This is a genomic window from Arthrobacter sp. U41 (genome assembly GCF_001750145.1).
Classification (GTDB): domain Bacteria; phylum Actinomycetota; class Actinomycetes; order Actinomycetales; family Micrococcaceae; genus Arthrobacter.
The window spans coordinates 1254291-1268900 of record NZ_CP015732.1 but is presented as its reverse complement, the minus strand read 5'-3'; the positions used below and the strand labels follow the sequence as shown (position 1 = coordinate 1268900).

At 67.8% G+C, this 14610-nt stretch carries 13 protein-coding genes and 1 pseudogene; 6 read left to right on the top strand and 8 right to left on the bottom strand.

Translation table 11 applies throughout. The features are described from left to right. Nucleotides 1-357 precede the first annotated feature (357 nt). Nucleotides 358-681: a DMT family transporter gene (locus ASPU41_RS05950; protein ID WP_069950147.1), complete on the top strand. Its 324-nt coding sequence runs from the start codon at nucleotides 358-360 to the stop codon at nucleotides 679-681. Nucleotides 682-707: 26 nt separating this feature from the next. After that, nucleotides 708-1124 (top strand): DMT family transporter, encoded by a 417-nt coding sequence (locus tag ASPU41_RS05945; protein WP_083266665.1) that lies wholly within the window; start codon nucleotides 708-710, stop codon nucleotides 1122-1124. Nucleotides 1125-1590: 466 nt separating this feature from the next. Here the strand turns inward: ASPU41_RS05945 and ASPU41_RS05940 are convergent, their stop codons facing one another. The 6 genes and pseudogenes from ASPU41_RS05940 to ASPU41_RS05915 form a co-directional block, all read right to left on the bottom strand. Beyond that, nucleotides 1591-2019: a DUF4913 domain-containing protein gene (locus tag ASPU41_RS05940; RefSeq protein ID WP_083266379.1), complete on the bottom strand. Its 429-nt coding sequence runs from the start codon at nucleotides 2017-2019 to the stop codon at nucleotides 1591-1593. Then, nucleotides 2016-3785: a type IV secretory system conjugative DNA transfer family protein gene (locus ASPU41_RS05935; RefSeq protein WP_069950146.1), complete on the bottom strand. Its 1770-nt coding sequence runs from the start codon at nucleotides 3783-3785 to the stop codon at nucleotides 2016-2018. The genes ASPU41_RS05940 and ASPU41_RS05935 overlap by 4 nt, the downstream gene beginning before the upstream one ends. Next, a pseudogene (locus ASPU41_RS05930) lies at nucleotides 3782-5250 on the bottom strand (ATP/GTP-binding protein). Before ASPU41_RS05930 ends, ASPU41_RS05935 begins: the two are co-directional and overlap by 4 nt. Nucleotides 5251-5293: 43 nt before the next feature. After that, the gene (locus ASPU41_RS05925) at nucleotides 5294-7054 is read right to left on the bottom strand and encodes an acetyl/propionyl/methylcrotonyl-CoA carboxylase subunit alpha (protein ID WP_069950145.1); all 1761 of its coding nucleotides are present in this window, start codon (nucleotides 7052-7054) and stop codon (nucleotides 5294-5296) included. Further along, nucleotides 7054-8748 (bottom strand): carboxyltransferase domain-containing protein, encoded by a 1695-nt coding sequence (locus tag ASPU41_RS05920; RefSeq protein WP_197515770.1) that lies wholly within the window; start codon nucleotides 8746-8748, stop codon nucleotides 7054-7056. The genes ASPU41_RS05925 and ASPU41_RS05920 overlap by 1 nt, the downstream gene beginning before the upstream one ends. A 46-nt stretch (nucleotides 8749-8794) precedes the next feature. Then, complete coding sequence (locus tag ASPU41_RS05915) at nucleotides 8795-9559, bottom strand: LamB/YcsF family protein (RefSeq protein WP_069950144.1); 765 nt, start codon at nucleotides 9557-9559, stop codon at nucleotides 8795-8797. Between the two features lie 106 nt (nucleotides 9560-9665). Here ASPU41_RS05915 and ASPU41_RS05910 point away from each other — a divergent pair, with 106 nt between their 5' ends. The 3 genes from ASPU41_RS05910 to ASPU41_RS05900 all read left to right on the top strand — a co-directional run bounded on the left by ASPU41_RS05910 (nucleotide 9666) and on the right by ASPU41_RS05900 (nucleotide 12576). Further along, nucleotides 9666-10409: a GntR family transcriptional regulator gene (locus ASPU41_RS05910; RefSeq protein WP_083266378.1), complete on the top strand. Its 744-nt coding sequence runs from the start codon at nucleotides 9666-9668 to the stop codon at nucleotides 10407-10409. A gap of 116 nt (nucleotides 10410-10525) precedes the next feature. Beyond that, the gene (locus ASPU41_RS05905; protein WP_069950143.1) at nucleotides 10526-11743 is read left to right on the top strand and encodes an NRAMP family divalent metal transporter; all 1218 of its coding nucleotides are present in this window, start codon (nucleotides 10526-10528) and stop codon (nucleotides 11741-11743) included. 20 nt (nucleotides 11744-11763) lie between these two features. Then, a complete protein-coding gene (locus ASPU41_RS05900) occupies nucleotides 11764-12576 on the top strand; it encodes a putative hydro-lyase (protein WP_231941182.1) in 813 nt (270 codons plus the stop codon). Between the two features lie 88 nt (nucleotides 12577-12664). Here the strand turns inward: ASPU41_RS05900 and ASPU41_RS05895 are convergent, their stop codons facing one another. Then, nucleotides 12665-13381, bottom strand: coding sequence for a GntR family transcriptional regulator (locus ASPU41_RS05895; RefSeq protein WP_069950141.1), 717 nt, complete (start codon nucleotides 13379-13381; stop codon nucleotides 12665-12667). A 185-nt stretch (nucleotides 13382-13566) separates the two neighbouring features. Then, nucleotides 13567-14151 (bottom strand): histidine phosphatase family protein, encoded by a 585-nt coding sequence (locus ASPU41_RS05890; RefSeq protein WP_069950140.1) that lies wholly within the window; start codon nucleotides 14149-14151, stop codon nucleotides 13567-13569. A gap of 102 nt (nucleotides 14152-14253) precedes the next feature. Here ASPU41_RS05890 and ASPU41_RS05885 point away from each other — a divergent pair, with 102 nt between their 5' ends. After that, nucleotides 14254-14589 carry a hypothetical protein gene (locus tag ASPU41_RS05885; protein WP_069950139.1) on the top strand — a complete coding sequence of 112 codons (336 nt, stop codon included), beginning with the start codon at nucleotides 14254-14256 and terminating at the stop codon, nucleotides 14587-14589. Nucleotides 14590-14610: the final 21 nt, after the last annotated feature.

Genomic DNA, 14610 nt, shown 5'->3' with positions numbered 1-14610 from the left:
TGGCCCGAACCAACACCGATAAATACCTCATAGAAAAGATTTGCCTCTTAAGCCTCGAGTCCGGGGAGTGCTTCTTCTGCACAGGACCGGAGACGGATTGAGCGCGCATAGTACCCCGGGGCCTTCCGTTTCAGAGCGCGGGAGGCCCCGGTACCAAGCATCTGGGCAAATGATCCTCATGCAAAGCCCGGTTCCGACAAAAGTGACCTTTGTTGCTGACCGATGGCGTGGCGCCCCAGCGATTACGTGGGCCACCAACCCGGTCGCATTGCCTCGCCGGAAGCAAGGCTCCGCAACGGACCTTCAGAACAATGGTTCAATGCCCGGCACGCGACAACACTGGCCAAAGCAGCTCTTATGGCGTGGCTGATTCTCATTCTTTCGGGGTCGCTGGAAGCTGTTTGGGCGGCAGCCTTGCACCGGGCGTTCCAGGCCTCAGGTAGGCGCAGGCTCGCACTCGCACTTCTCTTCCTGCTCTCCGTCCTTGCCAGCATGGCCGGCCTCGCCATCGCCATGCAGTCCATCCCCACCGGCACGGCTTACGCAGTGTGGGTGGGCGTGGGCGTGGTGCTCACTTCGACCTACGCCATCATGACCAAGGCGGAACGCCCGACGACCGCGCGCCTGCTGCTATTGAGCGGTATCGCCGCCTGTGTGGTCGGACTGAAGGTGGTGGCGTAGTGACTCAGCGTTCACTGGCGTGGCTGATGCTGCTGGGTTCCGCCGTGTTGGAGGCTGTTTGGGCCACCGCTCTGGGCCTCTCCGGCAACCTCACCATCCTTATGCCCACCCTTGTTTTCGCCGTGACGGCCACCCTCAGTATGGTCGGGCTGGGCCTGGCAATCCGCTGTATTCCGCTCGGCACGGCTTACTCCGTCTGGGTGGGGATCGGCGCTGCGTTGACGGTGGGCTGGGCCATGGTCACGGGAAACGAATCCTTCAGTGTCCTCAGACTCTTTTTCATCGTGGGGATTGTGGCCTGTGCAGCCGGGCTGAAAGCGCTTCCGGTGCTTGCCCCTGACGAGTCCCACCCACTCACACCATCCGGCGGCCTGTCCCGGCCACCCGTCGTCGGAAATGCGCGCCGCGTAACCGACGGTGAGCAGACTCAGCGGCCGGTTTAGGCCCTTAGTATCGAATCCACGAGACAGGGGGCCGTGGAGTCTCAGTGAGCAAGCTGGACGGCCATCCGGCGGGTCTTCGACGAGAGCAGACGCTGCGTCGGCGTCGAAATCGCCAACAACGCCTACAGCTCCCCACCGACCAGGCCGGGGTGGCTTCCTGGATCAAGAGGTTTCTACTCATATGTCTTTGGGGGCGTTCATGCGGCTGGTTCAGCCGTCTTCACCTTCGAACTGTGGTTGAGGCGACTTCCGGCGGACTGTCCTCGCACTTCCGGCAATCTGGTCTCGGTCAGAATAATCCCCCAACCTGATGGCAGCTCCCGTCGTTGAGACCTGTCAGATTAGGCTTCGAACGGTTCTTTCCAGAGGTGCTTTCTCAGAGGTCATAGGTGTCATTCCTATAGCCTCAGCGGGTCCGGGTTCTAAGCGTCTGCAGTGCCACCGGTCCCCGACTTACTCAAGGTTCCTAGCCAAAGATCCCTTCTTCGGGCAGCTTGTGGGGCAAGGACGACTTGTCCAGAGCTGGGGTTTTGTGTCCCTCGTAGGCGCACTTCTTAAAGGGGCCTTCTTTGTCCATGAGGGTGTGCATGTGGGGGTCGGCGTGGTCGAGCCACCAGGTGCTGATGCCTAGGGCGGGTTCCAGGCGTAGGTGTTCCCAGGCGCGCCAGATGGCTTCCATTCGGATGAGGGCTTCGGGCTGTTTGTACCACTCGGGGCACCAGGCGAAGGCGGCGCCCTCGTTAACTTCCCGGACGTAGGACTGGGCCAGGAGATCTGCGAAGAACTCCACCGCACTGGAGTACACGAGCTCCGGTTCAGGCTGGTCATGGCTGTGGGCGCCGCTCGTGGACTTACCTTCTTCGTCGGCAAAGGCGTCCCCGAACTCCTCACTCACGCCGTCCCGCTGTCTGTCCAGGGGTTGTGCGCAGGAACGGCCACAGGCTTGCTAGCGATCCTCGCCGTGGTGGCGAGGGAGTCTTTGACCTTCAGGGCGTGGGGACCGTTCATCCACGGGATGGTTTCGATCATGGTGGCGGGGGCGCCGGAGGCGAGCAGGATGGCCCGGAATCGGGGCAGTGCTGTCAGGTCGGCGACGGAAAGGATCTCGTCTTTGTTCTCCTGCCGGGAGGACGATGACCCGGATTTGCTGTGGCTGCGGGAGACATTGATGTAGCTGTACTGGCCGATGAGGCGGGAGAGTTCGTCGAGGTAGCCGACTTCGGAGACGCCACCGCCGTAGATTTTCACGTTCGACGCGGACCAGAGTTTCCGCATGCCTTCCAGGGACCAGACCTCCACGCCCTGGGACCAGGACTGCAGGATGGTCATGAGGATGATCCCGCGGGAGCCGTAGTGGCGGTACTGGTCCGGGAGGGCCTTCCACCGGCAGACGTTCGCAGCTTCATCGAGGATCCCGAGCAGCGGTGTCGCGAGCTGTCCGCCGGGCTGGGAGGTGGCGTACTTTTCGGCCGCTTCTACGACGGCGACGGTCAGGGCGGTGACGAGTGGGCCGGCGGTGCCGACGCCTTCGCGGGAGAGGCTGTAGAGCGTGCCTTTGCCGCGCACGAAGTCCTCGGGGACGAACTGCGGCCGTGGGTCGGTGTGCACCGTCGTGTTCCGGGCCGGGGTGACCCATTGGCTGACCTCGCGGTCGGTCAGGCAGGAAACCATTTGCCGGGCGGTGCCGTAGACACCGGCCCGCTGTTTTTCCGGTTCGCGGATGTGGCCCATCACCATGTCCGAGAGCAGGTCATAGCCGGCGGTCCGGAGCAGTTCTGCGGGGGCCTCGTCGTGCGGGCGGGTCAGCCAGGTGTAGACCTGTGTGACCGGGGCGGAGTCGAGTGAGGCGGCGAGCAGGAAGGCTTTGAGCAGGTTCTGCCCGGCCGGGTCGAAGTAGGCATCGGGTTTGGTCCCGGGTTCCCGGGAGCCGTTGGCGAAGTGCTGCGCCAGGTTCCCTGCTGTGGCCTCGTTCTTCACATACGACAGAGGGTTCCACCACCAAGTGGGATCTTCTTCCGCGACGGTCTGCGGGTCAAAGACCCACACGGCGCCGGCCTCTGCCCGGATCGGGCGGGTCACGTCCACGATGTCGCGTTTGTTCGAGGTGGCGATCACCGCGCCGGGTGCGTCCAGGATTGCCGGGACGGCGTAGGAGGTGGTCTTCATCGTGCGGGGACCGGCGATGAGGATCAGCATGTCCTCCCAGGAGGCCCACAGCGGGCGTTTCCCGGCGACGCTGCGGCCAAGCGGCACCCCTGTGGAGTTGGCCACGCCGAGACGCACGGCCGTGGCCGTGGCCCCTTTGGTGCCCAGGTGATCGAGGTCTTTGCCGCGGCCCATGTGGACGGCGGCCTTATCCACCCGGGTACGCTTGTGCGCTGTTCGGGAGCGGACCACCAACACTGTCACCGTCAGGGCAATCAATATTCCGAGGAGCACGCAGGCCACGATGCTGGACTGGACCGGCCAGGGCACCCGGCCCTTGACCAGCCCGGCCACCAGATCAATCGGGTGGGCCGGTGGCGAGGCCAGACCGGCCATCCAGGATCCGAGATGGGCCGAGACCCAGGCCCCGCCCCCAATGACGACAGCTGCGCCGATGGCCAGCCAGATCCCCAGACCGTCGCCAAGACCTGTGCCTTTACGGTTCGGAGCACTCATGCTGCACCCTCTTCCTGGACCGGAGCGGCGGCTTCCAGCAGGGACTCTGCCGGGGCGTGCCAGCGCTTGTTGGTGTCGTTCAGGGAGGCCTCGATGGACGTGAGGCCGATCTGGACGGGGATGCCGGGGCGGCCGCCGACCTTGATCAGGAACTTCCCGCGTCCGGGAGGTCCGACGTCGCCGCCGCGGGAGTCCCAGGCGGGCGGGTCCTGCCAGGAGATGAGCTTCTGCTGTACCTGCCGCGAGAGCGGGATCGCTGCGGTCAGCAGCGGCATCTCGGAGGCGGGAAGGCCGCCGCAGATGACCATGCCGGAGCGTTCCACGAAGCCGCGGGCCTTCATCCGGTCTTCCTCTGCCGGGAGTGCCAGCAGGTCGGACATGGTGTGGGAGATCATGACTTGGCCGACGCCGACTGAACGGTTCAGGCGGGTGAGGGCGTCCACCCGGTCCACCATGCGCTTGCCGACGCGCAGTGCCCGCCAGAGCTCGTCCAGGACGACGAAGTAGTTCCGGCGCGGTTCCAGACCGGCGTCGGCGAGGGAATTGGCGACGTTCACGGTGCCGAAGCCGTAGGACCAGCAGGCCAGCAGCACGGCGGCCTGCAGGTCCGTTTCTGTCTCATCGATGCTGGAGACATCGAAGACCACGGCCCGGTCACGCCGCATCGGGTTCGTGGTGTGTCGGGAGAAGATTTCTCCGAGCTGCCCCACGCCGGTTAGGCCGAGGAGGGTTGCTTCCAGCGCCCGGGTTTCCTGCAGATAGACGGTCATGTCCCCGCGGTCCAGCGCGACCTGGCGCAGCTCGTCCGGGGCGGCGATGATGACGTCGAGCAGGTCTTTCAGGACCAGAACACCGTCGAAGGAGTCATCGAGGACGCGCAGTGCGCGGTCCGGGATGGTCTGTTCCTGATCCATGGACGGGTTATCCGGCTGATCGTGATGAGGGAAACGACCATGTTCAAGCGCCGGCCGTGGGCGTCGGCCCGGACCCGGACCCGGACCCGGACCCGGACGGCAGCTTCATGGTGACCGCGCTCCTCGAGGATCTGGGCGACCTCAATGGCCTGGCCCGGGTCCAGGATGTTCAGGTAGCCGCGGCCACGGCCGAGTTCGATGACCTGCCCGCCAATGGCGCTAATGACGTCCACGTGTTCGCCCTTCAAGTCCCCAAGAACGAGGGGATGGACGCCCTGGCCGGAGAGGCCCAGCATCATGCGCCGCACGAGCGTGGACTTCCCCAGCCCGGGCTTGCCCAGGACGAACGCGGAGGGGTTGGAAATCAGGTGCGCGCGCTGGAACCAGCTGATCGGATCACAGCAGACCGTGGCCTGGGTTTCCTCGTGCCGGCCCAGCGGGACGCCGCCCATAGGCGAGGACGTACCCGAGGAAAACGGCCACAGCCCGCAGACCTGCACCGTCGTCCCACGGTATCCCCGCACCGCCGGGACCAGTGCAGAGCACCTCATGTCGTCCGCGGCGGCGCGCCGCAGCAGCCGCAGCCATCCCCGGCTACCCGATCAGGGCAAGCACCGCTCCAGCAGTAACGACGCCGCCGGCCTCCGCGCGGACGCCGGTCACGGTCCCGCCGCGGTGGGCGGAGATCTGGGTTTCCATTTTCATCGCCTCCAGCACGACGACCGGATCCCCCGCCGAGACTTCGGCGCCCGGTTCGACGAGCCACTTCACCACGGTCCCGGCCATGTCGGCGCGCAGCTCCCCGGGGTCGGCGGCGGCAGCTCCGGCGTCGGATGCCCCGTCCACGGACACCCCGGCAGGCAGGGGCCCTCCCGAGCGCGCCCAGCCGTCCAGCAGGTCCGCCGGCAGCCCGACAGCCATCCGGCGGCCGTCCACCTCGACCGTGATGGTGCGGCGTTCGCCGTCGGGCGCGGTAGTGCTGTAGCCCGGATCCGCGGCGATGGAGACACGGTCCGCGAAGTCTGTTTCGATCCAGCGGGTGTGGATGCCGAGGCCGGTTTCGGAGGTGAAGTCCGGTGATTCCAGCACCGCCCGGTGGAACGGCAGCACGGTGGCAACCCCGGTGATGCTGATTTCCGCGAGGGCCCGGCGGGCGCGGCGCAGCGCCTGCTGCCGGTCCGCGCCGGTGACGATGAGTTTCGCCAGTAGGGAATCGAACTGCGGCGGAACGAAGGAGCCGGAGCGGACGCCGGTGTCGAGCCGGATGCCGGGGCCGGTGGGGCCGTGGAACTCCTCCACGGTGCCGGGCGAGGGCAGGAAGCCTCGCCCCACGTCCTCGGCATTGAGCCGGAATTCGAAGGAGTGCCCGCGCGGGGCCGGGTCCTCCGTGATGCGCAGCGGCTCCCCCGCGGCGATGCGGAACTGCTCCTGGACCAGGTCGATCCCGGTGGTTTCCTCGGTGATGGGGTGCTCCACCTGGAGCCTGGTGTTCACCTCCAGGAATGCCACCGTGCCGTCCGCGGCGACCAGGAATTCCACCGTGCCGGCGCCGGTGTAGCCGGCTGCGCGGCAGACGGCCTTGGCGGCGTCGTAAATCTGCTGGGTCTGCTCGTCGGTGAGGAACGGTGCGGGGGCCTCCTCCACGAGCTTCTGGTGCCGGCGCTGGAGCGAGCAGTCGCGGGTTCCGACGACGACGACGTTGCCGTGGGCGTCCGCGAGGACCTGCGCCTCGACGTGGCGCGGCCGGTCGAGGTAGCGCTCCACGAAGCACTCGCCGCGGCCGAAGGCGGCGACCGCTTCCCGGACGGCGGAGTCGAAGGCTTCCTCGACCTCGTCCAGGGCGCGGACCACCTTCATGCCGCGGCCGCCGCCGCCGAAGGCCGCCTTGATGGCCATCGGCAATCCATGCTGTTCGGCGAAGGCGCGGGCCTCGGCGGCGGATTCCACCGGGCCGTCGCTGCCCGCGACGAGCGGTGCGCCGGCGCGGACGGCGGTCTCGCGGGCGGTGATCTTGTTGCCGAGCAGCCGGATGGCGTCCGGGGTGGGTCCGATCCAGGTCAGTCCGGCGTCGAGGACGGCCTGGGCGAAATCAGCGTTCTCCGAGAGGAAGCCGTAGCCGGGGTGCAGGGCGTCGGCGCCGGATTCGGCCGCGGCGGCGAGCAGCTTGGGGATGTTCAGGTACGTCTCGGCGGGCGAGTTGCCGCCCAGGGCATAGGCTTCGTCCGCGGCGGAGACGTGCAGGGCGTCGGCATCGATGTCCGCGTAGACCGCGACGGAGGCCAGCTGCGCGTCGTCGCAGGCCCGGGCGATCCGGACGGCGATTTCTCCGCGGTTGGCGATCAGGACCTTGCGCATCAGTTGCTCGCTTCTTGTTCGGGGATAACGGAGTCGGTGGAATCGGGGGTGACGGAGTCGGTGGTGTCGGCCCAGCGGAAGCGGATTTTGCCGCCGATCGGGACCTGGGCGGCGCGGTCCAGCTGGGCGTCGACCACCACGGCGATGACCGGGTAGCCGCCGGTGATCGGGTGGTCGGCCAGGAAGAGCACGGGGAGCCCCTCCGGCGGGACCTGCAGGGCTCCGGCGACGGTGCCCTCGCTGGCGAGTTCGCCCTGGCGGGTGCGCCGCAGTGGGGTTCCCTGCAGGCGCATGCCGACCCGGTTGGACTGGGGCGTCACTTCCCAGTCTTGGCCGCAGAAGGATTCCAGCGCCCCGGCGTCGAACCAGTCGGCGCGGGGGCCGGGCACGACGTCGAGCACGGTGACGCCGGTGCCCGGGTATTCCGGCTGCAGTTCGGGGGACCCGACGACGCCGGATTCGGCCTCCCCGCCGGCGGCGAGAAGCTGTCCGGCGGCCAGAGGTGCCGGGCCGATCCCGGACATGGTGTCGGTGGAGCGGCTGCCGAGCACCGGGGCGGTGTCCACGCCGCCGCGGACGGCGAGGTAGCTGCGGAAGCCGCTTTCCGGCGCGCCGATGGTCAGGGTTTCGCCGTCGAGCAGGGCGAAGGGGGTTGCCATCGCGACGGTCCGCCGGGACGGTCCGGACCCGGTCTCCTCGTCGGTGTCGTCGGAGTCGTCGGTGCCAAAACCGTCCGGCGCCTCGATGGTCAGTTCCGCCGGCGCGCCGGCGACGGCGAGGACCTGGTCACCGATTGCCTGCACCTTAAGACCCCCGGCGACGCTCTCCACGGCGGCGGCCGACGGCGTGTTCCCGACCAGGCGGTTGGCCCGGCGCAGCGAGGCCCGGTCCAGCGCGCCGGCCGCGGAGACGCCCAGGCCGGCGTGGCCGTGGCGGCCGAGGTCCTGGATCAGGCTCTGCAGCCCCGGCGAGAGGACCCGGAGCCCGTCCGTCACCTCCGGGGCCGGGATCCGGGCCGGGTGTTGCGGGGCCAGCGCCACGATGTCCCGGACCGCCCGGAACTGGACCTGGTGGCCGGGGGCGGCCAGCGCGGGCTGTTCCCGGTCCAGGTCCCACATGGCGGCGCCGGTGCGGCCGATCAGCTGCCAGCCGCCGGGCGAGCGGCGCGGGTATACGGCCGAATAGTTCCCGGCCAGCGCCACCGAACCGGCAGGGACGGCGGTGCGCGGCGAGCTGCGCCGCGGCACCTCGAGCAGTTGGTTCTCCCCCACCATGTAGCCAAAGCCCGGGGCGAAGCCGGCGAAGGCCACGGTCCAGATCTGCCCGGTATGGGCTGCGATCACGCCGTCGGTTCCGAGGCCGGTCAGCTCCCCCACCTCGGCGAGGTCCTCGCCGTCGTACACGGTGTCGATGACCACCAGCTCGCCATCCCGCTGCACGGGCGCGGTGAGGCCGAGCTGGAGCAGCAGCGCGGCGATCCGCCGGGCTGACACCGGTGAGTCTGCGGTGACCAGCACCGTCTCGGCCGCGGCCAGCACGTCCTGCTGCCCCGGCAACGGGTTCCCAAGCAGAAGTGCCTGCAGTGCGAGCACGTCCTGAGTTCCGGAGAGCTCGGCGAGTACCGCGCGGGTACCGACCGCCCGCACGGAGCGGACCTTTCGTACTGCCAGGGTTTGCCCTGCTGTCTCAATCATGAGCTGCCTTCATCGTTGACCGTGCTTCATGGTGGATCCCCGCCGCTTAGGCGCGGGCGAACGCGGCCGTGCTGATGCCGGCGGCGTTCAGGGCCTCGCGGACTGCGGCGGCCATGGTGACGGCTCCCGGGGAGTCGCCGTGCACGCAGATGCTCTCGGCACGGATCTTCAAAATGGAGCCGTCAATGGTGCGGACGGCGGAATCGGAGGCCATCCGCAGGACATGCTCAGTGACCTCCGCATGGTCGTGCAGCACGGCTCCGGGCAGCGTGCGGGACACGAGGGTGCCGTCCGGGTTGTAGGCCCGGTCCGCGAAGGCTTCGGTCACGGCACGGAGACCGGCAGCCTCGGCCAGGCGGAGCACTTCGGAGCCCGGCAGGCCCAGAATGGGCAGGTTCGGGTCGACGGATTTCACGGCGTCAACGACGGCTTTCGCCTGCGCGGTGTGCGCCACGATCGCGTTGTACAGGCCGCCGTGCGGCTTGACGTAGGTGACCCTGCCGCCTTCCGCGGCGGCCAGGGCCTGCAGCGCACCGATCTGGTAGACGACGTCGTCCGCGAGTTCGATCGGGTCGATGTCCAGGAAGCGGCGGCCGAAACCGGCAAGGTCCCGGTAGCCGACATGGGCGCCGATCACGACGCCGGCGGCCACCGCCTCGCGGCAGGTCTTCCGGATCACGCTGGGGTCGCCGGCATGGAATCCGCAGGCGACATTCGCGCTGGAAACCGAGCGGAACATCGCCGTGTCGTCTCCCAGACTCCAGCGTCCGTAGGACTCGCCGACGTCGCTGTTCAGGTCGATGGTTGCCATTTGTGATCCTCGTCTCAGTGGGTTCCCTATCTAGGATGCCCTAAATCCTAAAATTGTTCAACAATTCTTCGATCCCACGATACGACGCTCGTGTAAATTCTCAGGTATGACGAGCGCCGCACCAGGATTCCCCGACCTTCCCGGCACAACCCCCGCCGGAGGGGACCATGCCTCCGGCGCGGCCGGCGCGGCTCCGGGGTCGGCGGCCCGGCTGCGGGTGGCCGTCCCCTCCGTCGCGGACCGGGTGGCGGCGGAACTGCGGCTGCAGCTGGCGGAGGGACTGCTGCTGCCGGGCGCGCGGCTGACCGAATCAACAATCTCCGAGGACCTGGGCGTCTCGCGCAACACCGTCCGCGAGGCCTTTGCCGAACTCGCGGCCGAGCGGTTGGTCGTCCGGCACCCCAACCGCGGAGTATTCGTCGCGAGCCTGGGGCCCGGGGACATCCATGACGTCTACACGGTCCGCCGGTTCATTGAGGTGAGCGCCATCCGGGGCGGAGGGAGCCCCGGGCGGGTGGCCGCCGTCCGCGCGGCGGTGGAGGAAGGCAAAGCTGCGGCGGCAGCGGACGACGAGGAAGCCCTGGGCACCGCCAATCAGCATTTCCACGGCGCCATCGTGGCGCTGGCCGGGAGCCGTCGCCTCAACACGATCATGGCGCAGGTGCTGGCCGAGATGCGGCTGTTTTTCCACAAGGCCACCGTGGATGCCCATTTCTACCGGAGCTACCTCGACGACAACGAGGAGATCTGCAAGGCGCTCGAAGCCGGCGAACTGGACCGCGCCGGGGACCTGCTGCTGGCCTACCTGAACCGCTCGGAGCAGAAGCAGCGCGCCGTCCACGGCGACTGAACCAACGTAGCCGGAAACTTTATTGTTGAACAATCCCTTGCGCAGATTGTTCAACAGTCTGTACAGTGGCGGGAGACAATCGTTGTGACGCCAGTCACCCAACTGTTGGGACCCCCATGGAAACCACCACCGTCAAGGCCGCCCTCAAACCGGCCGCCCGGCGTTCCGCCCTGCTGGGAGCCATGTTCCTCATGGCCACCAGCGCCATCGGCCCCGGGTTCATCACCCAGACCACAGCCTTCACCGTCCAGCTCGGCGCCGCCTTCGCCTTCGCGATCCTGGTCTCCATCCTGGTCGACATTGCCGTGCAGGCCAACGTCTGGCGGATCATCGGCGTCTCCGGCCTGCGGGCCCAGGAGCTCGGAAATAAGGTTCTCCCCGGTGTGGGCTGGTTCCTCGCCGGGCTCGTCTTCCTGGGCGGAATCGTCTTCAACATTGGCAATATCGCCGGAACCGGGCTCGGCACCAATGCCATGATGGGCGTGGATCCCAAAATCGGCGGGGCCGTGTCCGCCGTCCTGGCCATCGCGATCTTCCTGAGCAAGAAGGCGGGGGTGGCCCTCGACCGGATCGTGGTGATCCTCGGTGCCCTGATGATCCTGATGACACTGTATGTGGCCGTGGTTTCCGCGCCGCCGCTGGGTGAGGCCCTCAAGAACACCGTGATGCCGGAGAAGGTGGACTTCCTGGTCATCACAACCCTCATCGGCGGAACGATCGGCGGCTACATCACGTATGCCGGAGCCCACCGCATGCTGGACACCGGCGTCACCGGCGTTGAAAACGTCAAACAGATCACGCAGAGCTCGATCGTGGGGATCCTGGTCACCTGCGTCATGCGCATCCTGCTGTTCCTGGCCATCTTCGGCGTCGTCGCCGGCGGCGTGGCCCTGACCGGCAGCAACCTGGCCGCCTCCGCATTCCAGGCCGCAGCAGGAGATATCGGCATGCGCGTCTTCGGTGTCATCCTGTGGGCTGCCTCCATCACCTCCGTAATCGGTGCGGCGTACACCTCGGTCTCCTTCGTGACGAAGTCCAGCACCAAGGACCGCACCCGCAACCTGATCACCGTCGGCTTCATCGGTTTCTGCAGCGTGGCCTACCTGCTGATCGGCCAGGCCCCGCAGCAGCTCCTCATCTTCGCGGGTGCCTTCAACGGCCTCATCCTCCCCGTCGGTTTCGGCGTGCTGCTGTGGGTGGCCTGGCGCCGCCGGGACCTCATGCAGGGCTACGTCTACCCCAAGGGCCTGCTCGTCATCGGCGTAGTGGCCTGGCTGCTGACCTTGTTCCTCGGCTACAGCTCGCTCACCAGCCTGGCCAAGCTGTGGGCCTAGAACCAATGATGTCCCCTCCGGTGAACGCGCCGACCCCCCTCGCCCGTCCCGAGCACCCGGAGGGCCTGCTCCCGGGCGAGGCTCGGGCCCTGTTCCGCGCCGGTCTCGTGACGCCCACCTCCGGCTGGAGCAGCGGCTACGCACAGGCCAACCTGATCATCGTGCCCAAGGCGCAGGCCTTCGACGTCCTGCTGTTCGCGCAGCGCAATCCCAAGCCCTGTCCTGTCCTGGGCGTGCTGGACGCCGGCGCGACCTCCGGTGCGCTGCTGGCCGGAGGGGATATCCGCACCGATGTGCCCAAGTACGTGGTGTACCGGGACGGCCGGAAAGTCGACGAACCAACCGACATCTCGGAGCACTGGCGCGAAGACCTCGTGACGTTCATTGTCGGCTGCAGCTTCACCTTCGAATCTGCCCTCCAGGAAAACGGCATCCGGGTGGCCCACATCGACCAGGGAACGAACGTGCCCATGTACCGCACGTCCGTCCGCTGCGAACCGGCCGGACAAATGGCCGGCCCCCTGGTGGTCTCCATGCGTCCCGTTCCGGCGTCCCAGGTGGCCGACGCCGTCCGCATCACGTCGCGCTATCCGGCCGTGCACGGCGCCCCGGTCCATGTGGGCAACCCAGCCGAGCTGGGCATCGCTGATCTGGGCCGGCCGGACTTCGGCGACCCGGTGCACATCCCGGACGGCCATGTGCCCGTCTTCTGGGCGTGCGGGGTGACGCCGCAGGCAGCCGTGATGGAGTCGAAACCGGCACTGGCGATTGGCCATGCTCCGGGGCACATGCTCATCACGGACGCGCGCGATAGTTCCTACCAGGTCCCGTAGGCTGCCGGGCTCGGAAAGCCCCCGGACTAGTCCCGCCAGCCCGCCGGAACCGATGGTTCCGGCGGGCTGGCGGGGTCCGTGTTCAGACTCATGAAGCTTCGGTCACGGAGCTGTAATCCCGCGGCAGGGCTCCGATATGCGCCAGGAGTTCGTGCTCGGCGGCATCCAGGTACAAGCGCAACTCCGCCGCGGCCTCTTCCCGGCGGCCGGCCCGCAGCAGCGCCACGAGGGCGGCGTTGCGCTCCACGTAGTGGCTGTGGAAGTCCGCCGTGGTGGTCATGGCGTGGAAGACCAGCCGCATCTGGGCGAGGACTTTGTCCATAAGTTCAGCCACTGACGCACTCCCGGAGAGCGCCACAAGCGCCTTGTGCAGGTCCTGGTTGGCATCGGCCATATCCGTCACGACCCCCGCCCTCGCGGCGGCGCGGGCCCGGTCGATGATGGCCTCCAGCGCATCCAGGGTCTCTGCCCGGTATTCGCCCCACAGCACGGCCGCCGGCTCGATCAGCCGGCGGACCCGGTAGATTTCACGGACATCCTCGGCCTGCGGCGCGGAAACGAACACGCCGCGATTGGGGATGCGCTGCACCACGGACTCACCGGCGAGGACGGTGAAAGCCTCCCGCAGCGTGTTTCGGGAGACGCCGAGGACCTCGGAGAGTTTCTGCTCGGAGAGTTTCGTTCCGGGGGCGAGCTGGCCTGCCGAGATACGCGAACGCAGCACGGCGGCCACCCACGATCCGGTGTGGGCGTGAGTGGCCTGGACCTCCTCGGAGATCCCTTCGAGCGCGGCATTCATCGGCATGGATTCCAATCTACAGAAGAAGCGTGCACTCCCCGCGCCGCGTCCGCCGCGATCCCCGGATCAGGGCGGTCCTTCGTCGCCGTTGAACCAGGTCATCAATGCTGCGCCGCGCGTTCCGCTTTGCGCGGCGGCACTTTCCGCCGCCTCGGGTCTGGGCGCGGGGCTGAGGATGGGACCGCCGCCAATCAGCCCTGCGCGGCAGCCATTTCCCGCTCGCCGTTGAAGTATTCGAGCTGCCAGCCGTCCACGGCATGGTGGTGGGCCAGGTTGAGCGCGGCGTTGTCGATGCTTTGCAGCGTGCGGCCGATCGCGCGGCTGAGGCTCACCCGGAGGAGCGAACCGTGCGCGACGACCAGGACGCGGCCGCCGCTAAACTCATCCGCCAGTGCTTCCAGGGCTGCCAACCCGCGGCGGGCTGCCTCGTCCTCGCTTTCCGCGCCACGGAAACCTCCCGGAATGCGGAGGGCTTCCAATTCGGGGCCGGCTTGCAGGCCTTCGGCGGGTCCGAAGCCACGCTCGGTGAGCTCCGGAACGTGCCGGGCCACCTTGAGTCCCAGCCCGGCGGCAACGAGGTTCGCGGTCTCAGCGGCGCGGCTCAGCGGCGAAGACACGATCGCGTCCCACTCGTAGCCGGAGAGAACGCCGACCGCGTCGCGCGCCTGGCCGCGGCCGACGTCGTTGAGCGGAATGTCGGTGGACCCCTGCAGCCGTCGCTGCGCATTCCAGTCTGTCTGGCCATGGCGGACGAGGGCGAACGTCGTGAGGGTCATGCTTCCATTCTGCCCTGAGAGTGGGCAGGTCCCGGACTGCGGCCAATGAGCCGGGAAGCTTCATCGGCCTCCCCTTCCAGCCGCGATTGGTAGGGTGGATGAATGAAACTTCGCCTCGCCGCCCTGTCCGCTGCCGCCCTGATGATCGCGCTGACGGGCTGCGGTCAGGTGCAGGACGCCACCAACAAGGCCGTCAGCGACGGGGCATCCCAGGTTGCCACGGCGGCCGGAAGTGAAGTGAAAAAGCAGGCCTGCACGCTGGTGGAGGACGGCCTGGTCAGTGTCCAGGACAAGGAACTGCTGGGCGGCCTGGTCGCCGGCGCGGAGACTGCGGGTGTTCCCGCCGAGATCACCACCCCGCTGCGCCAGATCGCCGACTCCGGCGACCAGGTTCCGGCGGATTCCATCAAGGCCCTGCAGGACGCCTGCGCCAAGTAGCGCCCGGGATTCGGGCGGTTC